25 protein-coding genes are annotated in these 26,291 nt (G+C 37.7%); 8 read left to right on the forward strand and 17 right to left on the reverse strand.

The features are described from left to right. On the reverse strand, positions 1-1,608 hold the full coding sequence (locus BUA72_RS23560) for a fumarate hydratase (RefSeq protein WP_034726880.1): 1,608 nt from the start codon (positions 1,606-1,608) through the stop codon (positions 1-3). Between the two features lie 136 nt (positions 1,609-1,744). On the opposite strand from BUA72_RS23560, the gene fumC reads away from it, so the two are divergent. The 3 genes from fumC to BUA72_RS23575 all read left to right on the forward strand — a co-directional run bounded on the left by fumC (position 1,745) and on the right by BUA72_RS23575 (position 3,866). Then, positions 1,745-3,139: a class II fumarate hydratase gene (gene fumC / locus BUA72_RS23565; protein WP_034726879.1), complete on the forward strand. Its 1,395-nt coding sequence runs from the start codon at positions 1,745-1,747 to the stop codon at positions 3,137-3,139. Positions 3,140-3,436: 297 nt separating this feature from the next. Then, complete coding sequence (locus tag BUA72_RS23570) at positions 3,437-3,631, forward strand: hypothetical protein (protein ID WP_047452765.1); 195 nt, start codon at positions 3,437-3,439, stop codon at positions 3,629-3,631. A 28-nt stretch (positions 3,632-3,659) separates the two neighbouring features. Beyond that, positions 3,660-3,866 (forward strand): bacteriocin-like protein, encoded by a 207-nt coding sequence (locus tag BUA72_RS23575; protein ID WP_072925694.1) that lies wholly within the window; start codon positions 3,660-3,662, stop codon positions 3,864-3,866. 46 nt (positions 3,867-3,912) lie between these two features. Here BUA72_RS23575 and BUA72_RS23580 read toward each other — a convergent pair whose 3' ends face one another. The 5 genes from BUA72_RS23580 to BUA72_RS23600 form a co-directional block, all read right to left on the reverse strand. Beyond that, complete coding sequence (locus tag BUA72_RS23580) at positions 3,913-4,848, reverse strand: Dyp-type peroxidase (RefSeq protein WP_072925696.1); 936 nt, start codon at positions 4,846-4,848, stop codon at positions 3,913-3,915. A gap of 14 nt (positions 4,849-4,862) precedes the next feature. Next, the gene (locus BUA72_RS23585) at positions 4,863-5,582 is read right to left on the reverse strand and encodes an ABC transporter ATP-binding protein (RefSeq protein ID WP_047452768.1); all 720 of its coding nucleotides are present in this window, start codon (positions 5,580-5,582) and stop codon (positions 4,863-4,865) included. Positions 5,583-5,585: 3 nt separating this feature from the next. Further along, positions 5,586-7,052, reverse strand: coding sequence for a DUF5687 family protein (locus BUA72_RS23590; protein ID WP_072925699.1), 1,467 nt, complete (start codon positions 7,050-7,052; stop codon positions 5,586-5,588). Positions 7,053-7,103: 51 nt separating this feature from the next. Next, positions 7,104-8,753 carry a DNA repair protein RecN gene (locus BUA72_RS23595; RefSeq protein ID WP_072925701.1) on the reverse strand — a complete coding sequence of 550 codons (1,650 nt, stop codon included), beginning with the start codon at positions 8,751-8,753 and terminating at the stop codon, positions 7,104-7,106. A 75-nt stretch (positions 8,754-8,828) separates the two neighbouring features. Then, complete coding sequence (locus BUA72_RS23600; RefSeq protein ID WP_072925704.1) at positions 8,829-9,731, reverse strand: type IX secretion system protein PorD; 903 nt, start codon at positions 9,729-9,731, stop codon at positions 8,829-8,831. Between the two features lie 393 nt (positions 9,732-10,124). On the opposite strand from BUA72_RS23600, the gene BUA72_RS23605 reads away from it, so the two are divergent. Beyond that, positions 10,125-12,893 (forward strand): T9SS type A sorting domain-containing protein, encoded by a 2,769-nt coding sequence (locus tag BUA72_RS23605; protein WP_072925706.1) that lies wholly within the window; start codon positions 10,125-10,127, stop codon positions 12,891-12,893. A 174-nt stretch (positions 12,894-13,067) separates the two neighbouring features. Here BUA72_RS23605 and coaBC read toward each other — a convergent pair whose 3' ends face one another. The 4 genes from coaBC to BUA72_RS23625 form a co-directional block, all read right to left on the reverse strand. Next, entirely contained in the window at positions 13,068-14,279 is a 1,212-nt protein-coding gene (gene coaBC / locus BUA72_RS23610) for a bifunctional phosphopantothenoylcysteine decarboxylase/phosphopantothenate--cysteine ligase CoaBC (protein ID WP_072925709.1), read from the reverse strand. Between the two features lie 123 nt (positions 14,280-14,402). Then, entirely contained in the window at positions 14,403-14,726 is a 324-nt protein-coding gene (locus tag BUA72_RS23615) for a DNA-directed RNA polymerase subunit omega (RefSeq protein ID WP_027372958.1), read from the reverse strand. A gap of 41 nt (positions 14,727-14,767) precedes the next feature. Beyond that, on the reverse strand, positions 14,768-15,763 hold the full coding sequence (locus tag BUA72_RS23620) for an outer membrane protein assembly factor BamD (RefSeq protein WP_072925712.1): 996 nt from the start codon (positions 15,761-15,763) through the stop codon (positions 14,768-14,770). A 103-nt stretch (positions 15,764-15,866) separates the two neighbouring features. Further along, a complete protein-coding gene (locus BUA72_RS23625) occupies positions 15,867-16,496 on the reverse strand; it encodes a TetR/AcrR family transcriptional regulator (protein WP_034726870.1) in 630 nt (209 codons plus the stop codon). 98 nt (positions 16,497-16,594) lie between these two features. Here BUA72_RS23625 and BUA72_RS23630 point away from each other — a divergent pair, with 98 nt between their 5' ends. The 4 genes from BUA72_RS23630 to BUA72_RS23645 all read left to right on the forward strand — a co-directional run bounded on the left by BUA72_RS23630 (position 16,595) and on the right by BUA72_RS23645 (position 19,272). Next, positions 16,595-17,221 (forward strand): TatD family hydrolase, encoded by a 627-nt coding sequence (locus tag BUA72_RS23630; RefSeq protein ID WP_072925715.1) that lies wholly within the window; start codon positions 16,595-16,597, stop codon positions 17,219-17,221. Next, positions 17,214-17,939, forward strand: a complete 726-nt coding sequence (locus tag BUA72_RS23635) for a tRNA threonylcarbamoyladenosine dehydratase (RefSeq protein ID WP_047452776.1) — start codon at positions 17,214-17,216, stop codon at positions 17,937-17,939. The genes BUA72_RS23630 and BUA72_RS23635 overlap by 8 nt, the downstream gene beginning before the upstream one ends. Continuing rightward, positions 17,939-18,310, forward strand: a complete 372-nt coding sequence (rnpA, locus tag BUA72_RS23640; protein WP_072925717.1) for a ribonuclease P protein component — start codon at positions 17,939-17,941, stop codon at positions 18,308-18,310. Before BUA72_RS23635 ends, rnpA begins: the two co-directional genes overlap by 1 nt. 359 nt (positions 18,311-18,669) lie before the next feature. Next, positions 18,670-19,272, forward strand: coding sequence for a DUF4126 domain-containing protein (locus BUA72_RS23645; RefSeq protein WP_047452778.1), 603 nt, complete (start codon positions 18,670-18,672; stop codon positions 19,270-19,272). Here BUA72_RS23645 and BUA72_RS23650 read toward each other — a convergent pair. From BUA72_RS23650 to BUA72_RS23680, 7 genes are read right to left on the reverse strand one after another with little or no spacing between them, the layout of a single operon-like run. Further along, positions 19,269-20,381 carry a tetratricopeptide repeat protein gene (locus tag BUA72_RS23650; protein ID WP_072925720.1) on the reverse strand — a complete coding sequence of 371 codons (1,113 nt, stop codon included), beginning with the start codon at positions 20,379-20,381 and terminating at the stop codon, positions 19,269-19,271. The two genes, BUA72_RS23645 and BUA72_RS23650, sit on opposite strands and share 4 nt — an antisense overlap. Then, the gene (locus tag BUA72_RS23655; RefSeq protein WP_072925723.1) at positions 20,382-22,460 is read right to left on the reverse strand and encodes a hypothetical protein; all 2,079 of its coding nucleotides are present in this window, start codon (positions 22,458-22,460) and stop codon (positions 20,382-20,384) included. It lies immediately after the preceding gene. Position 22,461: 1 nt separating this feature from the next. Further along, a complete protein-coding gene (gene lptE / locus BUA72_RS23660; protein WP_034726863.1) occupies positions 22,462-22,983 on the reverse strand; it encodes an LPS assembly lipoprotein LptE in 522 nt (173 codons plus the stop codon). Continuing rightward, positions 22,980-23,672, reverse strand: coding sequence for a DUF4013 domain-containing protein (locus BUA72_RS23665; protein WP_072925726.1), 693 nt, complete (start codon positions 23,670-23,672; stop codon positions 22,980-22,982). The genes lptE and BUA72_RS23665 overlap by 4 nt, the downstream gene beginning before the upstream one ends. Before the next feature lie 9 nt (positions 23,673-23,681). Beyond that, entirely contained in the window at positions 23,682-24,968 is a 1,287-nt protein-coding gene (locus tag BUA72_RS23670) for a sigma-54 interaction domain-containing protein (protein WP_047452782.1), read from the reverse strand. Between the two features lie 33 nt (positions 24,969-25,001). Continuing rightward, positions 25,002-25,799 (reverse strand): tetratricopeptide repeat protein, encoded by a 798-nt coding sequence (locus tag BUA72_RS23675; RefSeq protein WP_072925728.1) that lies wholly within the window; start codon positions 25,797-25,799, stop codon positions 25,002-25,004. Next, complete coding sequence (locus tag BUA72_RS23680) at positions 25,771-26,214, reverse strand: hypothetical protein (protein WP_139259672.1); 444 nt, start codon at positions 26,212-26,214, stop codon at positions 25,771-25,773. Before BUA72_RS23680 ends, BUA72_RS23675 begins: the two co-directional genes overlap by 29 nt. Between the last annotated feature and the right edge of the window lie 77 nt (positions 26,215-26,291).

Here is a 26,291-nt window from a genome sequence, read left to right on the forward strand (position 1 = left end):
TTAATGGGCAAGATCTGCGAAGAAGTCATTGCCTTTATCGTCCGTAATGATGAATGCCGGGAAGTCTTTTACTTCGATCTTTCTCACCGCTTCCATCCCTAATTCAGGGAAGTCTACGATATCTACAGAGACAATATTGTCTTTGGCAAGAATCGCTGCCGGTCCGCCGATAGATCCCAGATAGAAGCCTCCGTATTTACCGCAAGCTGTGGTCACATCTTTGCTTCTGTTTCCTTTCGCCAGCATGATCATGCTTCCGCCGTGGCTCTGGAACTCGTCTACATACACGTCCATTCTTCCAGCAGTGGTAGGTCCGAAACTTCCTGAAGCCATTCCTTCCGGAGTTTTTGCAGGTCCTGCGTAGTAGATCGGGTGGTTTTTGAAATATTCAGGCATCGGTTGTCCGCTATCGATGATCTCTTTGATTTTTGCGTGAGCAATATCTCTGGCAACGATCAGTGTTCCGTTTAATTTTAATCTTGTTTTGATAGGATATTTAGACAGCTCAGCCAATATCTCAGGCATTGGCTTGTTCAGATTGATTTCAACAGCTTCTTCCAGGTGTGGCGGCGTATCCGGTAAGAATCTCTTTGGATTTTCTTCCAGCTGCTCAAGGAAAATACCTTCTTTTGTGATTTTTCCTTTGATATTTCTGTCTGCAGAACATGAAACGCCCATTCCTACAGGACAGGAAGCAGCATGACGCGGAAGTCTGATCACTCTTACATCGTGGGTGAGGTATTTCCCTCCAAACTGTGCTCCAATAGCACTTTCCTGGCAGATTTTCTGAACTTTAGCTTCCCATTCAAGGTCTCTGAAAGCCTGTCCGCCTTCATTTCCTTCTGTCGGAAGGTTGTCGTAATATTTTGCAGACGCTTTTTTCACAGCAGCAAGATTGGCTTCAGCAGAAGTTCCCCCGATCACAAGAGCTAAGTGATAAGGCGGGCATGCAGCCGTTCCAAGGTCTGAGATTCTTTCCTTTACAAATGCTTCAAGAGACTTTTCATTCAATAATGATTTTGTCTTTTGATATAAGAATGTTTTATTGGCAGATCCTCCTCCTTTCGTTAAAAACAAAAATTCGTAGTAGTCTCCTTTCTTGGCATAAATATCAATCTGTGCCGGAAGATTGGAACCTGAATTTTTTTCGTCAAACATCGTCAAAGGTACCACCTGAGAATATCTAAGGTTTCTTTTCTGATAAGTATTGTAAATTCCTTTGCTAAGGTATTCTCCGTCATCCACTCCGGTGTAAACACTTTCTCCTTTTTTACCCATGACAATAGCTGTACCTGTATCCTGGCATGAAGGAAGAGCTCCTTCTACCGCCACAGCAGCATTCTGCAAGAGATTGTAAGCAACGAATCTATCATTATCTGTAGCTTCCGGATCATCGATGATTTTTCTGAGACTTTCAAGGTGAGAAGAACGAAGCATGAAAGAAACATCCGCCATAGCTTCTTCGGCCAAAAGCTCCAGTCCCTTCGGATCAATGGTTAAGATCTCTCTTTCTCCTAATTGTTCAACCTTTACATAGTCTGATGTCAATTTTTTATACACCGTATCATCTTTCTGGATCGGATACGGATCCTGATATCTAAAATCCATTCAATTTTTGTTTGTGCAAAAATACGTCATCCTTAAAAAAACATGAGTAAAATCACTCATCCATATTGATATTTATAATGGTTATAAATTGCGGGATTCTGCGTTTATGATTAACTTTATAAAAATTTCAATCACAATGAATTACAGAATCGAAAAGGATACTATGGGAGAAGTTCAGGTGCCTGCTGACAAGTTTTGGGGAGCACAGACTGAACGTTCAAGAAACAATTTTAAGATCGGACCTGAGGGTTCTATGCCTCACGAAATCATTGAAGCTTTTGCATTTTTAAAGAAGGCAGCTGCTTATACCAATACAGATCTTGGTGTTCTTCCCGCAGAAAAAAGAGATATGATCGCTAAAGTATGTGACGAAATCCTGGAAGGAAAACTTAACGACCAGTTTCCTCTGGTGATCTGGCAGACAGGTTCAGGAACACAGTCCAATATGAATATCAATGAAGTGGTTTCCAACAGAGCTCATGTGAACAATGGCGGAACTTTAGGCGATAAATCCGAAATCCACCCGAATGATGATGTGAACAAATCCCAGTCTTCCAATGATACTTACCCAACGGCGATGCATATTGCTGCTTACAAAAAAGTGGTGGAAGTAACGATTCCGGCTGTTGAAAAATTAAAAAATACAATTGCTGCAAAGGCAGAAGCATTTAAAGATATTGTAAAAATCGGGAGAACCCACCTTATGGACGCGACTCCTCTTACCCTTGGACAGGAATTTTCAGGCTATAAAGCTCAGCTTGAATATGGTCTGAAAGCGTTGAAAAACACCCTTCCTCACCTTTCTGAACTTGCCTTAGGCGGAACTGCTGTAGGTACAGGACTTAATACCCCAAATGGTTATGATGTAAAAGTCGCTGAATATATCGCGAAATTTACCAATCACCCGTTTGTTACGGCTGAGAATAAATTTGAAGCTCTGGCTGCTCACGATGCCATTGTGGAATCTCACGGTGCTTTAAAACAACTGGCTGTTTCTTTATTCAAAATAGCTCAGGATATCAGATTGCTGGCTTCAGGGCCACGTTCGGGAATCGGGGAAATTCATATTCCGGAGAACGAACCAGGATCTTCTATTATGCCAGGGAAAGTAAATCCTACGCAAAATGAAGCAATGACCATGGTTTGCGCTCAGGTTCTTGGAAATGATACGACGATCTCTTTTGCAGGTACTCAGGGGAATTATGAGCTTAATGTGTTCAAACCTGTTATGGCGTACAACTTCCTTCAGTCTGCTCAGTTAATTGCGGATGCATGTATTTCATTCAATGATCACTGTGCGGAAGGTATTGAACCGAATCATGAGAGAATTAAAGAACTGGTAGACAAATCATTAATGCTTGTTACCGCTTTAAACACCCACATCGGTTACGAAAATGCAGCGAAGATTGCAAAAACAGCCCACAAAAACGGAACAACTCTAAAAGAAGAAGCGGTAGGCCTTGGCTTTTTAACGGCTGAGCAGTTTGACGAATGGGTGAAGCCGGAAGATATGGTAGGAAGCCTTAAATAAAGGTTTGGGAGATGGAAGATGGAGGCTGGAAGTTACTATTCAGCATTAATTTTTAAGAGATCCCTTAAAATATATCAAGTGTGATTTAAGAATTAATAAAAATGCTTTGTAGTATGTTTTAGACCATAACAACTTTAATTTCCCATACATTTAAATAGATTGAACAATAAGAAAACCCCAGAAATTCTGGGGTTTTTATTTTTAGTAAAACACTGACGTACAATTTTTTATAAAAACATAGGCTATAATTTTATTTTTTCCTATATTAGTGATATAAATACATTTTAAACTAACCTTATGAAAAATTTAAAAAAATTACACAGAGATCATTTAAGAGAAGTAATGGGAGGACATACATGCCCGAACAATCTCGTTCATGTAGAGTTTAACGGCTATCATGCATGCTGCCTGAATATGCCACCTGAAGGAAATCCATGCAAAGGAAAATTCTGCTTTATTCCTGAGGGAATGTGTTCCAGTGAACCGATGTAAGATGAAACTCTAACTCAACTATTTTACTATGAAAAATCTAAAAAAATTCAACAGAGCCAACCTGAAAGACGTATTCGGAGGGGCCGTTATTCCACGTTGCCCACCGAACTGGTATCTTGTCCAGTACAACGGTTATTACGCATGCTGTAGTGTTCCTACAGACAATCCCTGCCAGGGAATGTGTATGGTGCATGTTGATATGTGTGCGGTACCGATAGAGGAAGATCCTATTTAAAATAATTGATGGAAAGGCCGGAAACAAGTTCCGGCCTTTTTATATCTTATCCTGAAAATTCATCCAGCATATTTCTGGTAGGAACAAAGAAAAGCGTTCCGGTAACGGCTGTACTGAAATCTAAAATTCTGTCGTAATTGCCCGGCGGATCTCCGATGAACATATTCGTCAGCATTTTCTTCGTTGTGCTGAATGTACTGGAATAGGCAATAAAATAAGTCCCGAACTCATTGGAAGAAGGGTTTCCAAAAGGCATATTGTCTCTTACAATCTTAAGTTCTTCCCCGTTTTCCCCTTCAATATTAGCCAAAGCAATATGGGAATTGGATGGTTTTACGGAATCCGACATTTCTATATCATTTTCTTTTGACCGTCCGATCACTTTTTCCTGCTCTTCTGTGGACAGCCCCTTCCAGGCATCCATATTGTGAAGGTATTTCTGAACAAATAAGTAGCTGCCGCCTTTATATTGAAGATCTTCATCGCCGATTTTCGCAAAATAATCGCGGTCTTCTCCGTGTGGATTTTCAGTTCCGTCTACAAAACCGAGAATGGAACGGGCATCCCAATATTTGAATCCATGGATCTCAAGAATACTTTCGGCAACGGAGCTCAAAAGTTTTGATATCTCTATCGCCATATCGAAAATAAGGCTTTTATTATCTGCTCTCAGGTGAAAATGAAGATCTCCGGGCGTAGAAATGGCCGTATGTTTTACGCCTTTAATTTCTTCAAAACTGATCAGCTCTTTCGGCAACGGTGTCGGAAGTTCCAGTTTTTTCCAGGCTTCAGCACCAATTCCCATCACACAGCTTACTCTACTATCGGGAAACCTGTTGAAAGCCGAATTATTAAGATTGAGAACCAAAGCACAAAGCTGCTGGAAAACATCTTTCAGCTGCGGGCTGCCATTCAGTTTCCACACCATGAAAATAGTGTTGCTGTTAGGATAGTCTGTGACGTTTTGGGATTCTATACTCATTATTTTTATATCAGTTAAACTTCTGCCGGCGCAGACACCTGATCTGCAAAATACTGTTCAAGATCCTTCAATGTTTCCGGATTGGTCTTGATGTCTTTCACAAGCTGTCCTTTATTCACGACGACAATTCTGTTGCAGACTTCTGTCGTATGGGAAAGGTCATGGCTAGAGATCAGAAAAGTAACTCCGTCTTGCTTCGAAAGTTCTTTAATTAAGTTTTTAAGCTTGATCTGCGTGGAAGGATCCAGATTCGCAAATGGTTCATCCAGGATAATAATTTCCGGATTTCCGATGACAGCTCCGATGATTCCAACCTTTTTCTGGTTTCCTTTTGATAAATCACGGACATATTTTCCAGAATTAAGAATTTCTCCATTGAAAAAATCATGGAAAGGTTTTAAAAATTCGTCTACAGAAGCTTTATTCTGACCTCTCAATTCGCCAATGAAGTAGAAATACTCTTCAGGGGTCAGATAACCAATCAGGAAAGTGTCATCTACAAAAGCAGAGACTTTGTTTTTCCAGGCTTCAGATTCATTGACCTTAATATCCTCGATGCTTACAAATCCTGTCGTAGGCTGGATCAGGTCAAGCATAAGACTAAAAAGCGTGGTTTTTCCGGCTCCATTATTTCCTACCAGCCCAAAAGTTTCACCGTTAGGAATTTCAAGATGCTCAATATTAAGAACTGTAGCAGTTCCGTAGGTCTTGGATAAGTTATTGATGGTAATCATAATTTAGTCTTTGTTTTTAAATGCGTCCAGCGTACTGTATTTTTCGCGTTTGTATTGTTTGACGATGATATCGAATATTCTTTCTCTCAGCATAAATCCTACAAGTCCCAGAATTGCAATGCTTACAACGCCTGCTGTGATTCCGAAGAAGTATTTTGACAGAGCAAAAACGCCCATTGGAAGTAACATTTTCGGGATCAGAAGCAGCATAGCTTTCAGATTAAAACTGTTTTTCTGTCCTATCCTTTTTTCTTTTGAATTAAGATCGATCTGGGTTTTATTAAATGCCCCGGACCAAAGAGTAAGCTGGGAATTCACCCCTATATTATAAATCCCTGCCGCAAAAAATGTGATATAAAGTTCCCACCCGAAATAGGCATAAAATAACGCAATGATGATTGAAGCTGCGGTCATGATGTTGATTAACCACCATTTTGCTTTAAGATATTCTTTGTAAGGAACGTTCAGGGTCATCATTAACGGATAATAAGAACTGTCGAAAGAAGGAACCCTCTGCCCGAAAAGAAACTGAAAGCCTCCGGTCACAAACAGTCCCATAAACATCATCATGGCCGGCGTTTTATAAATCACGGAAGTGTACATCAGTAATCCGTAGAAAAGGAAGAAAAAGCTTCCGATCAGAATCCCTTTGGTGACTTTATTCCGTCTCAGCATTTTGATATCGTTGTTGATAAATGTTCCGATAACGCCATATTTATTTAAGAAGGCAATGTTTTCGGTTTTCCCAAACTGCTTCTTCGCTTCAAGTCCCTGATCCAGATAGAATTCTTTACGAACATAGCTGAAACATATTCGCCATAAGCCAAAGAACAGAACAATTGGAACGATAATCCAGTAAGGAATCTGGTAGAAACTATAAATAAATTTCTCAGAGTAAAAAAGTACGGGCACAATATTATAATAGCTAAGCGCACCCACTCCGGCAAATATACAGCCTATGATTATCGCAATCGTTTCTTTATCATTGAACAGGATATTGATAAAATTATTCAGATAAAACAAGAACGAAATCCCGATGAACCAGGTTAAAATACCCACGATACTGTATCCATTGAACATCGCAATGATCGAAAATGTGATGAAGAACAAGGAATTCAGCCAGCTCAATGCGGAAAGAAAGGTTTTCACGAGTATATAATTGACCAGCGTATTTTTAGGAATATTCTGCGTCAGGAACGGCTTGATATTCTGGGTAGACATTTCCTGCCAAATGTACTTGAAAATCAAGTCGGCAGCCCATGCAATTATCAAAAATTTTGAAACGACTTTTAAAGGATCCTGATGCATTTCGTCCCGTACGTAGAAGAACGCCGCAAAAGCACCTCCAGCCAGACAGGCCATAAAATAAAGGATTCCTATAAAACGAAGGATCTTCATGGCCAGATTCACGCCTACAGAAGTACCGCGGAAAAAGCTCTTGATTTCCAGTCTTAGGAACTTTAGAAACATATGTTAGTTTTTTTATATTAGTCAATATAAAGTAAAATATGTTACAGTTTTTTAGCCAATCAATTCTTTTGCCTGTGCCAGTGCAGCCTCAGTAATTTTGCTTCCGGACAGAAGCTGGGCGATTTCATTGAGTTTTTCTTCGTCGTTCAGAGGAATGATGGTAGACTGTGTTTTACCGGAAATATCTCGTTTTACGACTTTGTAATTGTCGTTTCCTTTGGCAGCAACCTGTGCGAGGTGGGAAATAACGATGAGCTGCATATCCGCAGACATTTCTCTCATCAGATTACCGATTTCTTCGGCTACTTTTCCTGAAACTCCGGTATCAATTTCATCCAGAATCAGGGTTGGAAGTTCATCGCTCTCTGCAATGATCTTTTTTACCGCAAGCATTACCCTGGATCTCTCACCACCGGAAATAGCCGTCTGTATCGGTTTTAAAGGGAAACCGGAATTGGCCTGGAAGAGTAACTGTATATTTTCTTTTCCGAATGCATTGAACTCCGCTGTATCCTGAAGTTCAATATCTACGGTTGCTTTTTCAAGACCTAATTTCTTCAGAAGTCCTTCTGCTTTTTTAATGAAGACAGGAACGGATTTTTTTCTGTTTTTTGACAGCTTTTCAGCAAGAGCCTGAAGCGTTTTTTCTTTTTTGGAAATATTTTCTTCAATCTCCGCAATATGATCTTCGAGTTCCGAAGCGCCTTTCTGCTCACCTGCCAGCTGATCTCTGAGCGCTTTCAGTTCATCCAGATCAGAGACACTATGCTTCAGAAATAAGGCATTAATCTTATTATTAAGTTCGACAAGGATCGCGAGATTGGCCGGATTGATTTCTATTCTTTCCGATTCATTTTCAAGTTCGGAAATGATGTCTTTCAGCTCTACAAAAGAGGTTTCAAGTCTTTCATCAAGTTCTGAAAAACCATTGGATACTTCTGCAATTCTGGAAAGTTTATGTTTAGCTTCGTTAAAAAACGACAGAATTCCCACTTCTTCCTGGTGAAATCTCGACAGGATCTGTACGAGATTTTCGGAAATCATCTCCGCATTTTCCTGAATAGACAACTGATTCTGAAGATCTTCATAATCTACATCATCCAGTTTTAGTTCTTCCAGTTCGTTCAGAAGAAAATCTTTGTAATCGCTTTCTTTTCTGTTCTCAGAAAGCTGGGTCTGAAGTTTTTTAAGCTGTATTTTTAAACTCTGATAGTCAGAAAATTCATTCTGATAGTCTTCAATGCCCTTCTTGTTTTCAGAAAGTCCGTCAATAATTTTAAACTGATATTCTGACGTAAAAAGGTTCGAAGTTTCAAACTGGGAATGAATATCGATGAGTTTTGAAGACAGTTCTTTAAGCACATCAAGAGTCACCGGCACATCATTGATGAACGCCCTTGATTTACCCGAAGGAAGAATTTCCCTTCTGATGATGGTGTGATGCTCATAGTCCAGATCATTTTCAATAAAGAATTTTTTGAACTGGTTATTGAGATCAAATTCAGTTTCTACAATGCTTTTCTCTTCCGATTTGGAAATAGATTTTACTTCTGCCCTTTCACCAAGGATCAGCCTTAAAGCCCCCAAAATAATGGATTTACCAGCTCCGGTCTCCCCGGTAATTACCTGCAGACCGTTATTCAGTGATACTTCAAGGGTATCAATCAGGGCAAAGTTTTTAATGTAAATTCTCGAAAGCATGGATTAGCTGATTACTTTAAGTAATGCAAATATAGAATTTAGTATTCGGTATTCAATGGCTAAAGCCGGCAGATTTTATTTCCACTTGCTCCATTTATTCTCAGAATATTTGGGCGTAAAGATCATCATCAGCTGCTTAAGGTCATTGATGACAAGTCCTCCATTGTTTCCGGAATTGAAAACATTGAAAATTTCGTCACTTTTATTGTCTAAAAATAAATTGAAGTAATAAGACTGCTGGAATGAGTTTTCATACATTTTCAGCTGCATAAGTGCATCAAAGATTACTTTTTTTGCTGCGGTCTGATCCTGATTGAACAGATTATCCATGCCTGCTCTGTGATAGGTATACATCGTAGATCTTAATTGGCTCCAATTCGGATTGATGATCTCATTGATGAGTATGGTACGGCTTCGCGGCTCATTGATGACATTCCATCCTTCATAGTTCCTGTTCTGCGAATTTTGAGCAATCTGCTGCGCTTTTGAGAACCACTGTGTCCCTCCCATAGACTGGAAGCTGTCTGCATCATAGCCTAAGATCACATAAACATAAAAGCTGACTACATCAATCAGATTTTTTCCTGAAAACTGTCTTTCATTAAATACAAGGTTTTCATTTTCCACATATTCAAATGCAAATCTTTTGTCCTGAAGATTGACTAATGGTGATTCATAGCTTGTATTATAAACCGGACGTACTGCCTGAATCACAATACTTCCCTTGAATCGGTTTCCGTCTCTTTCAGCTATTACAACAGAGAAATTACACTTCACCTTTTCGAAGTTCTGAAGTTTTTTTCCGGTCCAGCTGGTATTGTTGATAAAGTCTCTAAGGCTTTTTTCCAGCGCTTTATAGGCTTGCTGGTTACTTCCTCCCAGCTGTTGGGCGTTGATCTGTACTGTTGCAAGCAGTTCCTGGGAAAAACTCAGATTATATATAAAAAACAGCAAGAATAAGCTTATGATTTTTTTCATTATCTATTAAAAATTGAGAACGGAAATTTATTAAAATTATTCTTAGTACCCTAAAAATATCAGGAATTAATCTAAATCCGGATTAGCCATTGATTAGCAACAAAAATATTATAATAAATGCTAAAAGATAGAAAAAACAATTTTTTATTATTAAGATAGTTACACGAGTAAAGACAATTTCTAAAAACTCTATGTATGGTTTATTAAAATTGGAAAATAATAAACTGATTTTTGTAATAATTTTTCAAACACATTTTCTATTTCACATATTTTTTCTCAATTTCGCCACATGAAAAAATACGTGAAATACATTGACAGAAATTAGATTTAAATTCAATTTTAACAATATTTCACCAACACTTTTTAAGCTAAGTACAATTATACACTTTAAATATGAAAAAAAAACTAATTATCTTCATCATCTTATTAACAGGTTTACTTATAATTAAATCTCAAACCCCAATTAATGCTTATCTTAAAGAAACCAATTTTTTCCCTGGATCTGAACCTAGCGGATTATTACAAGTGGGAAACAATTTGGTATTTGCAGCAAATACTGGTAACGGAAATGAACCACACAAGTATAATTTACAAACCCAAACGGCAGAAATCATAAAGAATATTAATAGTGGCTCGGGGGACGGTATGCTCAAGAATGAATTCTACAAACTAGATAATAAAGTATATTATTTTGCATCTGATAACTCTAATCTCCAATTATGGTCTACTGACCTGATAACAAATTTAACCTCAAAAGTTAAAGATTTCAACATTTACTACTCTTCGTCCAATAATATTATTGCTAAAGTCCTAAATAATAAACTGTATTTTGTATTCCAACAAAAGCTTTATGTAAGTGATGGTTCTACAGCCGGCACTTTTCAAATTAACAATGTGAATAGCATTGGAAATTACTTACAGGAAAGCAACGGGTATGTATTCTTTTTTGGTACTAACAATATATCCGGCAGAGAATTATGGAAAACAGATGGCACTATAGCTGGTACAACTGTTGTTAAAGACATTAATCCTGGTATTGATTCTTCCATTGAGTATGGTGAAAAGATGTATAATTTCAATAATAAGATTGTATTTATCGCCAGAGATAATAATTTTAATTTGGGGTTATGGAGTACGGATGGCAGTGATATTAATACTGTAAAGTTTTATACTTTAGGTAACAATTCAAATTTTTATAATTTTGATTTTGAAAATTACCATAGCCTCCTTTTCAAAGTAAACGGAGACTTATGGAAAACTGACGGAACAACTATAGGAACAAATCAGATATATAACAATATACCCAATATTAATAAACTTACTTATTTCAGAAATAAAACTTACATAGATACAGATACAGGCATATATCATGTTGACCAAAACGATCAGGTAAATACATTAAATAATGGTTCGGGTCCTATTCTTCAAACAATTGCTCCTAGTAACAATGGAAACTATTTAGCATTAAGAGAATATAACAACAATACTTCACAAATATATTTTTTTGATGGAACTAATCTATTACAAACAAATATTAAATTCACGCCTGATAATAAATTCATTGAATATCAAAACAAGTTATTATTTTCCGGATATATTGATTCCTACATAGATTTTTATACCACTTATAAAAATACTGAATTGTTTTCCTATAATCCCTCCAGCAATATTTCAAAAGTTGAAAAGGATTTGATCTACGCCGATCACGGAACTCCTCGTTTTTATACAGAATTAAATGGAGAAGTATATTTTTTAGCTCGGGACGGCTCCTATTTTCAAGTTTACAAGATAGACTCCAATAGTAACATCGTAAAACTCAGCACTGGTTTACAAGAATATTTGCCAGATAATATTGAGGGATATAATCCTGTTACTGTTTCAGGAAGTTTTCTTTACTTTCATGGCAATAATCTGATAAGAACTGATGCTGTAAATAATTCTACTCAACAAATTTCTCCGCCACTAAATGAAAAAATTTATGGTACTTATTCTTTAAATGATAATAAAATTCTGATTAAAACATTCAATAGCTCTGAGAATTATATGAGAATTTGGAGCTTGGATAATAGCGCAACAAACTTCACTTTATTGGTGGAAAGACCTGTCAATAATATGCCTTCCGTAAATAATGTTGATAATGATTTTGTGAAAACTGATTCTGGTGTATATTTTAAAGTGATAAATAATTCCTCAACAGAAATTTGGAAATCTAATGGTACAATAGCTAATACAATTAAGATTACTGATTTATATAATTTTTATACATTTAATAGCTTTTTAGGCTTATTAAATAATAAAATATTCTTTTCTGATAATCCTAATAATAGTTTCAGTAATACAAAACTTTATTATATTGATGAAACCGCTAATCTAGTGAGTTTTGTAAAAGATTCATATTATAATATAGATGGAAAGTCATTTATTAAAAACAATAAATTATACTTCTTCTCCGGAACGAGTAATGGATTTATTACTGCACTGAACGTTACCGATGGAACATTACAAAATACCCAGACTATTACACAAATTAATTCTGAAGGAGCTTATAATGTTAAAAAGTGTGGAAATTTTGCTTATTTTCTTGATTACCATCGTCAAAAATTATTCAGAACCGATGGAACAGCATCTGGTTCAGTTTTCATAACCACAGGAGCTCAAAGTTATTCTAAGCTCAATTGCATGAACAATGAAATATATGGACTAAATTCTTTACAAAAGATTTTTAAAACTAATGGAGATCCCGGAAATTATCAGGAGCTTAGTTTTACTATAAATAATCAGGTTTTGCAACAGCCAAATTATCTTTGGATGAAAAGTTTATATACTCATAATTCTAAAATTTATTTCAGCATAGATCAGTATAATAATCATGGTGAGGAACTTTTCATCACAGACCTTATAAACACTTTAGGAGTCCATGATGAGAATATGACTAATAGTGATAAAATATTGCTATATCCTAATCCTGCAAGTACCGAAGTTAATATTAAATTAAGCAATCAGGAAAGAATTATAAAAGTGATGATATATGATGCTAATGGCAGACAAATTTCCACACATAATAGTCAGCTAATAAACATACAAAGCATACCTACAGGCATATACTTTTTAAACATTATTACAAATTTGAAAACATATAATAGTAAATTGATAAAGAAATAATTTATCATCAATATTTTATACAAATTTGGGGCGGCTTAACTGAAGTTAAGCCGCCCCAAATTTGTATATACTTTCTTGATACCTCATATTGGTAATTAAGTCGTGTCTAAAAAATAGGATTCCTATTTGATATTTTTTTAATTATAGCTGAAAAACAGTAAGCTTAATCGAAATTTACAATGATTGATTAAGTTGCATCTCAACAAAATCCAGAATATCTTTAGCAACTTCATCTTTGGATTTCAGGTCAAATTCCTGTTTTCCTGTTTTGGTAAATATCTTGATTTTATTGGTGTCGTTTTTAAAACCTGCTCCTTCGTCACGAAGGGAGTTCAGGACGATCATGTCAAGGTTTTTCTTCTCCAGCTTTCCTTTGGCATTTTCCTCTTCATTCTGGGTTTCCAGAGCAAATCCTACCAGAAACTGGTGGGTTTTCTTTTCACCCATGGTTTTAAGAATGTCAGGATTTTTCACCAGTTCGATGGTTAAATTATCATCATTCTTTTTAATCTTTTCTTTCGCAACCTCTTTTGGAGCGTAATCTGCCACTGCAGCGCTGGCAATACCAATATCCACACGGTCATAAAATTCAAAAACTTTATTCAGCATTTCTTTGGCGGAGGTTACTTTATGGAGTTCAATATTCTTATCATAGGTTGTCTGAGAGCTTGGTCCTGAGATCAGAATCACCTTAGCACCTCTTCTAGATGCTTCTTCCGCAAGAGAGAATCCCATTTTCCCTGAGGAATGATTCCCAATAAATCTTACTGGATCAATAGCTTCATAAGTAGGACCCGCCGTAATCAGCACGGTTTTCCCCTCAAGGCTTTTGCTGTGATTTTGAGAAGCAAAGAATTGGTCAACGGTTTTGAAAATCGTCTCCGGTTCTGCCATCCTTCCCTGCCCGATCAGACCACTGGCCAGCTCACCACTTTCTGCAGGAATGATAAAATGTCCGTAATCTTCTGCCATTTCAAGATTCTGTTTGGTGGAAGGATGCGCATACATATCAAGATCCATGGCAGGAGCGATAAATATGGGGCATTTCGCGGACATATAGGTGGCAATCAACAGATTATCACACATTCCGTGAATCATCTTGGCTAATGTATTGGCCGTGCACGGAGCAACGATGATGACGTCTGCCCAAAGGCCCATTTCCACATGACTGTTCCAGGTACCGTTATCACTATAAAAATCTGAATATACAGGCTTTTTTGAAAGCGTTGAAAGACTTAGTTTCGTTACAAACTGTTCCGCATCGGGTGTCATAATCACCTGAACTTCGGCACCTTTTTTCACAAAATCCCGGATCAGGAAATGGATTTTATAGGCCGCAATTCCTCCAGAAACAGCGATAAGTATCTTTTTACCGGAAACACTCATTTAGTTTTAATTTTTGAAATACTAAATTACTTATTTTTTCGCACAAAGACGGGTACAAACAGACAAAGGTCATAAAAGAATTGAATTCCTTTATGACCTTCATATGATTAAAAACAAAAATAATTATTTTCTGTCTTCTGTCTTTCTGAAATAGATATCTTCATTCAGCCATTCTTCGATAGCAATAGAAGTAGGCTTAGGAAGTTTTTCGTAATGTTTAGAGATTTCAATCTGTTCTCTGTTTTCGAAAACTTCTTCCAATGTAGAATTGTGCACAGCAAACTCGTCTAATTTATTGTGAAGCTCCGTACGGATCTCCGCGTTGATCTGCTCTGCTCTCTTTCCCATGATAACAATAGCTTCATAGATTGAACCTACTTTATCTTCAATCTTGTCTTTATCGTAAGTAATAGTATTTACTTCTGCTTTTGTATCTTTTACACTCATTTTGAGAAAATTATTTTATTTTAAGATGGCAAATTTACGAATTATCTTTGGATTTTGAAAGTGGCCGCCGGAGGAGGGGTACTAAGTGCCGCACTGTCCCTCTGGATCTGCATTGCCTTCTTTTCGTTGCTGATCTGATCTTTGATCTGCTGCTCCGTTTTATTTTTTTCCGCCGTCTTTTCAGCCTCTTTTTTCTGTCTTGCCGTTAATGCTGCAATTCTTGCATCATTTTGTTTTTTTACAACTGCAAAGTTGGTTTTTTCTTTTTCCAGTTTTCCTCTCAGATCTTCTGCTGTTTTGGAATATTCTGTATTCGGAAGTTCTTTTTCTACTAGTTTGGTGTAAGCCAAAGCGCTTTCTAAACGTTCCCCTTTAAGTTCATAGACCGATTTTGAAGCCAGTTCGTAACGGGATTTCATGATAAAATCATAAATCTTCGGACGAAGTTTTGTACTTGGAAAATCTTCCAATACATTTTCTAAAGCCACGTTAGCCGCTTTATACTCCCCCATTTTGAAATACTGTCTTGCATTTTCATATGCTTTGAATTCTAATTTATAAGACAGTTCATCCACCAGCTGGCTGATATTTTTAGATCTCTCAGAATTAGGATAATTCGTCAGGAAGTCCTGAAGCTCATTGATCGCTGTTTCTGTTGTAGACTGGTCCAAATTATAATCCATAGAACCCTCATAGTAGCATAATGCAGACATATATGCAGCTTCTTCAGCTCTTGGGTCTTTCGGGAAGTTTACGGCAAAGTTTTTAAACTGGTGTCCTGCCAGTTTATAGCTTTTGTCATAGTAATTGGCATAAGCAGTATTAAAACCTACGTTAGGAAAATCATCTGTTCCCGCTACAAGGTTAGTCAACCTGTCATATAGAGCCAATGCATTTTTCCACTTCTTTTTGGTAAAATTTTCATTCGCTGCCTTTAAGATTACATTCTTGTCAGCACTCTTCATTGCTCTTTCCTGCTGGCTTACGCATGAAGAAACAACTGCTACAGCAAAAAGACCTAAAATATATTTTTTCATATAAAAAATTCAACAGTTTTCGGATTCTACAGCCGATTTACTAATTTGCAAAAATATAACTTTTTTGTCAATAGATTTTTTTTTATGAATATTTAACGTAAATTTAGTCTGCAGCGTATCCCAAAATCGCAAAAACACTGAGTAAAAGATTCATTCTTACTTTTTTCTCCGCTTCTTTTGTATAAGCTTCCTCATTTTTACTCGGCACATACAGCTCGTAGAAGTTTTTATTACGGATGACAAATAAAGTAGAACCAATGATCATTGTAAGGATATCTTCAGGTTTGGGAGTAAAGGTAAATACGCCTGAAGCCACCCCTTTTTTAATGACATCGTCCAGCTTTTTTACAAACAGCTGATAGAAGTCCAGCAACTCGTCTTTTAAGTTTTCGGTATGTCTGAGTTCCTGGGTAACGAATCCGTGGAAATAATTGTATTTGAATAATTGGGAAACAATATATTTGATGATCTCTCTCAGCTGCATTTCAGGCTTGCCGTCCTTGATGGTATCTGCAAATTCTGAAAAGTTCTCTCTGGTCTTGAGTACCCGGTACTGATAGAGGTAAGACATCATTTTTTCTTTGGAACCAAAGTAGTAGGAAATCATGGCCACATTGATATTGGCCTTGGAACAGATATCTCTTACAGAAGTTCCCTCATACCCTTTTTTGGCAATAAGTTCCTCTGCAATGTCCAGGATATGGATCTGTTTTTCCGTAAATTTTTTTCTCATGAAGTGCACTTTGAGTAAAGTTAAGAAATTTTTAACACAATTATAAACGTTCGTTTAATAATTTTAAATTAATTTTCTGAATAATCGTACTTTTGTTAATGGATTTTTTTGATTTTCACCACCATAAGAAGAATACAGTCTATGGGATTTACAATATAGACTTCGGTACGGTTCCCCCGGAATCTCCTTATTCTATAGGCATACATCCTAAAGACATCACCGTAGATTCTGTGGAGGACCAGTTCAGCTGGCTGGAATCAAATATCACTGAAAACTGCCTGGCCATCGGAGAATGTGGACTCGACTCCATGGTTCAGATTCCACAAAAGATCCAGGAACAGATTTTTTTAAGACAAATCCTTATTTCCAACGAGATCAAAAAACCACTGATTATTCACTGTGTAAGAAAATTTTACGAGGTGATTTCTTTTAAAAAGAAAGCTAAACAGGCCGTTATTATTCATGGTTTTAACAAAAAGGAACGCATTGCGGAGGACCTGCTGAAAAATAATTTTTATTTGAGTTTTGGAAAAGCTGTTTTGTATCATTTATCTTTGCAGGAAATTGTAAGGAATACTCCCCTGGACAAAATGTTTTTAGAAACTGATAATGAATGCTTTAATATTGAAGAATTGTATTCAAAAGTTTCGGAGTTAAAGGGGATTTCTTTGGAACAACTGAACGAACAGATTTTAGAAAATTTAGACACGATAAAGAATGGATAAGTACTGGCTGGAGAGAACGGAGCTCCTGATGAAAGAAGAAGGACTGGAAAAGCTTAATAAGGCCAATGTCCTGGTTATAGGTTTAGGAGGCGTAGGTTCTTTCGCGGCAGAATTTTTGGCCAGAGCAGGTGTGGGACATATGACGATTGTAGATGGCGATACGGTAGACATCACGAACATCAACAGACAGCTTCCGGCATTGCGCTCGACGGTAGGACAGCATAAGGTAGAAGTGGTGGCAGAAAGGCTATTGGACATCAATCCGGATCTTAAATTAATTAAAATCAATGAATTCCTGAATCCGGAAAGAATGGACGAAGTGCTAGATTCTGATAAGTTTAATTATATTTTAGACTGTATTGACAGCATTACGCCAAAACTGTCTTTAATTAAAGCCGCCAAAAGAAGAAAAATAAAACTGGTGAGCTCTATGGGAGCCGGCGGAAAAACAGATCCAAGCAAGGTCATGGTAAGAGACATCAGCAAAACGCAGAACTGTTTCCTTGCCAGACAAATCAGAAAAAGACTTAAAAAAGAAAATATCAATAAAGGTTTCAGATGTGTTTTCTCCAATGAACTTCAACAGGAGGAAAGTCTGAAGCTAACAGACGGGGCCAACTACAAAAGGTCTTTCTACGGCACTATCAGCTATATTCCTGCCATCTTCGGACTGTATGCAGCCGCTGAAGTGATTAATTATTTAGTGAAACAGGATTAATGAACTACACCTACTCCAGAGAAGAAAAACTCAAGAAAAACACTGAGATTGCTTTACTTTTTGACAAAGGTAAATGGAGGACCTGTGGAAACCTAAGGATCATCATTCTGAAAGATAAACCTAACCTGCAGGTAGACAGCCATAAATTTGGAGTTTCTGTTTCTAAAAGATATTTTAAGAAAGCGGTGCACAGAAATCGTGTCAAAAGGCTTTTAAGAGAATGCTACCGACTGAATAAGGATTTATTTAAAGAGGCTTTCGGAGAAAAAACACTGGCGATGATGTTTTGGGTTTCGCCTGAAATGCCGGATAAGTTTCAGGATGTGGAGGAGCAGTTTATTAAGCTGTGCCAGATGCAGAAGAGGTCTTGACAATGTAACAATGGAGCAGTGTAACAGTTTACCAATGAAATAATGCGTAAAATGTGAGGCTTTTTATTTTTCCCACTGATTATACAGATTTCACTGAGGAAAACTGAAAACTGAGACTTGTTTTTGCTTAATGTTTTTTTATTTTTTCACCACGGATTACACAGATTTTCACAGATGGGAAGGGGGAAATAAATGTTCCTTCTCCAAAATATATCGGCCCTTTTTTCTGTCGCGATGCACGAAATTTCATAAAGGAATTCGGGTATTTGTGTATTAAAAAAATGATAGAGGTTTAAATTTTTGTAAAAACTTGTATAGTTTTTGTAATTTTAGGGAAAACAATAAATCTGAAAATTAAAATGTTAGATCATATTCCCTACCTTTCTTACGTCCTGAGTGCCTTTATCGGTATCGGACTGGCGGCGGCAACCGGCTTCAGAGTTTTTCTGCCGATGTTTGCGGTGAGCCTTGCTTCTTATTTCCACTGGATCCCGATGAATGAGCATTTTGAATGGCTTTCCGGGCTTCCTGCGCTTATTACGACTGGTATTGCCACTATTGCTGAAATATTAACGTATTATATTCCTTTTGTCGATCATTTGCTGGACACGATCTCTGTTCCTCTGGCTACTGTAGCAGGTTCTGTTTTATTTGCCAGTCAGTTTGCGGATCTGGGAACTTTTCCACAGTGGGGCCTTGCACTGATTGCCGGGGGAGGAACTGCAGCTACGATAAGTTCGGGTTTTGCGGGGATACGGGCGGCTTCTACCGCCACAACAGGTGGTTTGGGGAATTCGGTGGTGGGAACTGCTGAAACAGCCGGAGCGGGCATCATGTCTGTACTGGCGATGGCTGCACCGGTGATTGCGGCTTTGTTTGCTGTTATTCTGATTATTCTGATCGTTGTTTTCGGCCGGAAAATATGGCGGAAATTCCGGAAAAAGAATGTGGAACCGCTTTAATCCTTACACGGAAGATTCGCTTTGGGACTATCTTTGAGAATGATTGAACGGACTCTTTCTATATTTTCTTTGGATTTCAAAAGGCAGTAGAATTTAAATACTTTTGTTAAAAGACCGATATCATTGTTGGGAATAAGGGCCTCAAATTTTTTCAGACTTTCTACAGCTTCTTTATTTTTTTTAAGCTCCTCATAATAGAACACACTTAGCAACAGTAATTTTGTCCTGTCTGTAGGAGCAAGTGTCTCTTTTCCATTATCATCCTCAATGGTTTCAAAAGCTTTTTCGGGATCTGTTCCAGCTGTGAGTTGTACTGTTTTATGGGTTTCCTCAAGGGCTTTTTCATTCTGCCCGGTCGCCATAAAGGACTGAATTTTAATATTTTTATAGGTCAATATCTCAAAATCATCCAATTCTGTATTCTTCTCCGCTAAGTTGAGAACATTCAGAGTCTCTGCATATTTTTTCTTAGCAAAAAGAAGTTGAGCTTTGTTAAAAAGAGCCAGGCTGTTTTGAGGATCTGATGCAAGAATTTTGTTATTGATTTTTAAAGCATCTTCATTATTTCCGGACGATGTAAGGTTAGCTGCTTTATTCAGCTGAATATCTCTATTTTCGGCAGCAGTGGTGTTTCCTGAAAGGTATTTGGTCACCAAGGACTTAAATTCCTGTGACATGGCCTGATAATACTCAAGATACTTAACATCATAGAAAGAATTGGGTTTTCCGTCTGATTCAAGAAATTTTTCGAAATTATGGGTAATCAGTTCTACCTGAAACTCTCCTTTCACATAATGTATGGTAGCTGCGCAGGAGAAATTATAATTCCTGTCTTTTGTTTTATTTATTTTTTGAAAAATGACTACAGATTCTATTTTTTCAAATGAAGTAAAAGAAGATGATGATTCTTTCCAGTCTTTATTTTTAAACAGTGCTGCCCTTGGAATTTCAAGGAGTCTTGTGATCACGGTTTCTTCCTTAAGGTTCTTTGCAGGAAGTGTAAACTCATGAGTCAAAGTAGCTACAGGAAATACTTCACCCGGATTTACCTGTCCCGAAGCAAAGGAGAAACAAGCAAGCAAAAAAATACAGACTAAACGTGCAATCATTTATTTTCCGCTTTTGATGATATTCACCTCTTCGATTCTGCTGTTGAAATAAGCAACTCTTTCAGGATATTTTTTCTTTAAAATCCCAAAGGCTTTAATCGCTTTTGAATATAGTTTTTGTTCCAGATACAGATTGGCCAGTGTTTCTGTCATCAGGTGAGAAATATCATCGTTCTTTTCTCTGACAACATAGGTGCTTTCGTCTCTTAACTGACTGATCTTAGGATTGTTTTCGATAAAGGCTTCAATAACCTTTTCCTGAATAGGGATTATTTCTTCTTCTTCTACCTCTTCTTTCTGTGCAACAACCTCTTCTTCTGCCGGTCTGTCTATTTTAAGCCAGCTCTGCCATGTATTGATAAAACCGGGAACATTGCTGTCAGATGGCGTCTGTGCAGTACTTTGAGCTTTAACTTCCTGAACAGACTCTTCTGCCTGTATGTTTTCTTTTTCTCTTTTTTCTACGGATAAACTTGAGATATCTGAACCGAAGAAAGAAACATTCATCACGGGAGCTTCTTCTCCTTTAGGTGTTTTTGTTTCAGTAACTTCTTCAGAGGCTTTACCATCTGTATGCTGTTCTTCTGTCGTTTCAGGCGTTTCTTCTGCAGCAGGTGCAACTTGCTCTTCTGAAACTGTTTCAGCTTCTTTTTGAGGCACTTCAACTGTTTCTGCAGGAACTTCTTCCGGCTTCTCTTCTACAGCAGTGATTTCTTCTTGTTTTGGAGCTTCAGTTTTGGGAGCGGGAACTGTTTGTTCTTTGGAAATCATAGAATCCGGTACATTAGATTCCAGGCTCATCGGTTTCCATGCGGAGACTTCCTGAGCGACGATCTTCTGTTCTTCCGGTTTTTCTACTGTTACTTCCGGCTCTTCGTTTTGTATAGGCTGTTCTTTGGTCTCTTCTTCTTTTTCAGGAGCAGATTCCTCAGTCGTTTTCGGTTCTTCTTTTTCAGTGGACCAGAAGTGGAAATTCTGGGTCTCGGCAAAACTGATCTCGTGGTCGGCAGTTTCAGGTTCCTCATTGTCAACCTTTGGAGCTGACTGAGCTTCTTTCATTTTCTTTTCTACCTCTTCGATCAGGCGTCTCATTTCTTCCTCATGCTTATTCACATTCGGTTTAGAGACTTCCGGAGCTACCGCTTCATCATCACTGTTTGCCTGGATTTTAACGTCCGGCAGGAATTCATCCATTCCGTGGAAACTGATTTCCGCATGCGGTTCCTCTATATTTTCAACTTCATCAATGATTTCAGAGTCATGCTCTGCTTCAATGGCTAAAGGTTCTTCAATAGTTTCTTTCTGTTCTTCCTCCTCAGTAACTGCCGTTTCCGGCATTATTGCTTCTACTTCATGGAAACTTACTTCTTCCTCATTATCGACTTCCTGTTCTTCAGCAGGTTCATCGATTTGATCTTCATCAATAATCAATTCAGGCGTGAATTCTACTCCGGCTTCTGAATCTTCTGACGGCTCATTATTTTCTGCTTCTACTTCCTGTACAGGTTCTTCCTTAAGATTTTCTGTAACAGGTTCTGTTTTTTGAGTCACGATTACCCCTGATTCCAGTGTGGATTCAAGATCTATGACTTCGGAATGGGTTTCTTCCAGGAAGTTTTCTTCTCCTTCAAAAAGAATTCTGTTTCTCTCCCCATTCACATGGATATGTTTGATCTCCTGAACAGGCGGTATCATAGAGGCCACTGCCTCATACTGATCCTGCTTTTTATCGGAAGGCTCTTCTCTTTTTATAGGAAAAGCTTTGTCTTTATAGGAATATTTCACGGCCTTTTCTGTGGTTTTGGAAGGCTGTTTTTCTTCTGCCGTTTCTGGTTTCGGTTCACGCTGGATCTTCCCGTTGATCAGCTGATAAAGAAGTTTTTTATCGGTGGTATAGGCCGCCGTTGTAGAAAGTTCTTTCTGATAGTTTTCTTTATCATAAAGGTGTACCCCAAACAAATGAAGTGCCCTGATGTTCTGAACATAAGGAAAAGCATAGATTTCTTCTTTCAAAAGACCGAGATCTTCTGACTGAATATTTTTGGGGTTCTTTAATAATTCTAAAACTCTGGGATTCATCTTACCAATTGGCTACAATATCGTTAAATATCTTGTTAATAATTCTGTCTGTCACCAGCTTCACCTGGGAAGCCTCTATCTGACTCTGCGTCAGGTCACTGTTGAAAACCGCTTCATCCGTATAGGTCCTGTCGAAACTGGAATCTGGATGTATTTTGTTTTCATAGTGTACTTTTACACTGATCGTCAGTTTGCTCTGTGCCTGCTGTACTATACCGCCAGAAGGGTTCTGCGTGGTATTGGAGCTGATTGTAGTAGGTGAGAATCCGTAGTCGGAAATTTCACCTTCTATCAAAATATCAGGATTTGATTTTGTTCCTTTCAAAGTAGTTCTCTGCAGGAATCTGTTTTGGATATCCGTAGAAAACTGCTGGGAAAGTGTGGGGTTCACAAGGGCTGCATTATTGGGAAATTCATTGATCTGAACGGTCTTTTCATCCGTCAGTGAAGATCCTGTAAATGAGTAACACTGATGAAACAGCGAAAGAATGACAAACCCGAATATTATTTTTAATTTACTCATACCATTTTTTGATTTAAAGACTCCAAAACATCTTTATAAGCAGCATACTTAATGCAGATTCCCAAAGGTATAGAAAACAGGATTCCTATTCCGCATGCGATGATTCCAAGCTGGGATATAAAGCCTACTACAATTGAGAACAAAAGGATCATAAAAAAGTTTTTCTTGGCAATTTTCCAGGAAAGTCTGTACGCCTCTCTTACGCTTGTGATTCTGTACAGCGAGATCAAAGGCTGTATAAAATACATGGATATAGAAAGAATTACGAAAAATATCATAATCAGCATCATCCACAATCCCATTCCACCTGCCAGTAAGGCTGCACCGGTATCTGATACCTGTCCACCTTCATTATCGGCAGCAATCAAAAACGGGACTAGTATAAATTGTATCGGAATCATGGCCACAATACATATCGCGAAAATAAGCAGAAACAATTTCAGATACACTACGAAATCCGTAAAGTCGAAAATATCTCCTGCCGAAACCTGCTGACCTTCATCTACTTTTTTGCAGATCTTATAGAAGTTACCCAGTCCAAGAATCCCACAGAAAGGGATAAAGCTTATGACAAACAGGAGCAGCGTAGCTACAATGAAGCCACCAATATCTTTTTTGAACAGATCTGTTCCCCGGGATACATATTTCCCGATATTAAAATCATAATCTTTTACTTCTAAATTCTTCATTCCTGTGTATTAGTCTTCTAAGTTATATTGTTTTATTTTTCTGTATAATGTTCTCTGTGAAATACCAAGCTCGTCCGCAGCTCTGTTTCTACGCCCTTTATGCTTCTCTAACGCTTTGATAATTAAATCTTTTTCATTATTCTGAAGCGATAAAGATTCCGGTCTGTTCTCTTCTATTTCTATATCTTCAATATCTTCGTAGCTGTCATCAGCATTTGAAATAATGGTTGGCGAAGTCTGTACCACCGGCGATTTATCTTCGAAATAGAGCAGTGAATTCTGTGCTACAGGCTGGTTCTGTTCTGCAGAATAAATCCTGTTGATCAGGTTTTTTTCCTGGTTGCTCAGATCAGCGGTTCCTTTGTTTTTGATCAGTTCTGAAGTTAGCGATTTTAAATCATTAATATCACTTCTCATATCGAAGAGAATTTTATACATGATTTCTCTTTCGCTTCCGAAATCACTCTGCTTCTGGGAGTTCTGAGTATTGACCACCATCGGAAGATGAGTTTCCATAGGAATATATTCAGCGAGTTTCTCCACTGTTATTTCGCGGTTTCTTTCCACCACGGTCATCTGCTCTACCAGATTTCTTAACTGACGGATGTTTCCCGGGAACGTATAATTTTCAATATAATGAACAGCACTAGGCTCAAGCTGCAGTTCCGGCATTCTGTATTTTTCTGCAAAATCTATAGAAAACTTCCTGAATAACAGGTGAATATCTCCCTTTCTTTCTCTCAAAGGAGGCATATCGATCTGAACGGTATTTAAACGGTAGAATAAATCCTCACGGAATCTTCCGTCGTGAATGGCCTTCATCATATTGACGTTCGTAGCCGCCACAATTCTCACATTGGTTTTCTGTACCTGTGAAGAACCCACTTTCATAAATTCACCACTTTCCAGAACTCTTAAAAGACGAACCTGGGTCTGAAGAGGAAGTTCTCCCACCTCATCTAAGAATATAGTTCCACCGTCTGCCACTTCAAAATAACCTTTTCTGGTCGCTGTAGCTCCGGTAAATGCACCTTTTTCGTGCCCGAAAAGCTCAGAATCTATCGTTCCTTCCGGAATCGCTCCACAGTTGACGACGATATAAGGCTGATGTTTTCTTTTGGATTCTGAATGGATGATTTTCGGGATAAATTCTTTCCCTACTCCACTTTCTCCGATGACCAGAACGGAAATATCTGTAGGTGCCACCTGAATTGATTTTTCCAGAGCCCTGTTCAGTGCAGGAAAGTTTCCGATGATTCCAAAGCGGTTTTTTATGTTTTGTAAGTCGTTGCTCATAAGTAAATTTTTGATTATTGATTTAATAATAATCTACAGGGCCTCAATCTGTTTCCTGTAGACTTTGTTAAAGTGATGAGTGTAGACATCTTTCATGGTCTTGCCTTCATCATAAGTCCTTAATGCTAAGGTTTTTAAATCCAAATAATCTTTGTTTCTGATCTTAGAAACTTTACTTTTAAAATATATATTCTCCGCAAAGTCGTATTCTTTGCTCTGTTTTTCAAAATTTTCTGAAGCTTTGTCGTATCTGCCCAGCTCGAAATAGGTCACTCCCAGCTGGTAATGGTCATACATGCCTTTGAAATAACCTTTTGACAATAAAGCTTTTTCAATGATGGCTGCGGCTTTTTCTTTCTGCCCCAAAGCACTGTAAGCCATGGCTTTCACCACTTCCAGGTGATAATCTCCGTTTAAAGATCTTCCTAAGTCTTCAGGATAGTATTTTTTTAATGCTTCTAAATCCAGAACAGCTCCGTTGTAATCGCGCAGAAACTGTAATTTACACCAGCCTCTGTAGCCCAGATGCATCTTAGGATCTACGGCAACCGCTTTATCAATAAGGACTTTCCAGGTTACAAAATCTCCATTCTTAAGATATGGAACGGCTTTTTCCATATAGGAATTGGAGAAATCGGGGCACAATCCGATGGCTTTATCAAAAGCTTCCTGAGATTCCCTGCTGCCCTGTCTGTCCGAAGCCCAGTTGTATAACTCACAAGCTTTTTTGCAGTTCTCACCCTCTACTGCGTTACAGTTGACCTGCGCAATAGTATTGGTGTAAACGATAAGCATCAAAAAGCTAAGGTAATACCTCTGAAACTTTTCCATTTTCAATTTTATAGGTTAAATACTGATAATAGCCTACTTTAAAACCTTTTATCTCTTTCGGGATCCAGCCGTCCAGAGATTTTGTAAACCTCAGCAAACGGTCTCCCAGTTCTTTATCTAAAACTGTTTCTTTAAGTTCTGCATTCATTTGCTGAACTCTGAACAGTCCTGTTTTTCCTTCACAATTTACTAAAAATCTTACGGTAATATACCCGTTCATTTTAGTTTCGGAAGATATTTTTTCTTTTTCCAGTTTTTCTGTAATGGCGATTTTCTCTCCTTTATAGTCAAACTCTTTTGATCCCTGATAATACTGAAGATTGACCAGCTTTTCCGTGGTGCATCTTTTAAATGCAGGATCATCCAGTTTTTCATCAAATTCAATATCTCCAACGGTTAAAGGATATTTGCTCATGCTTTTTTCCGTCTGACATGACATCAGCACAAAAGAAAATAATGCAAAAAAACAAACCGCTTTGATCAAGATCTCAA

This window comes from Chryseobacterium sp. OV279, from assembly GCF_900128945.1.
Classification (GTDB): domain Bacteria; phylum Bacteroidota; class Bacteroidia; order Flavobacteriales; family Weeksellaceae; genus Chryseobacterium.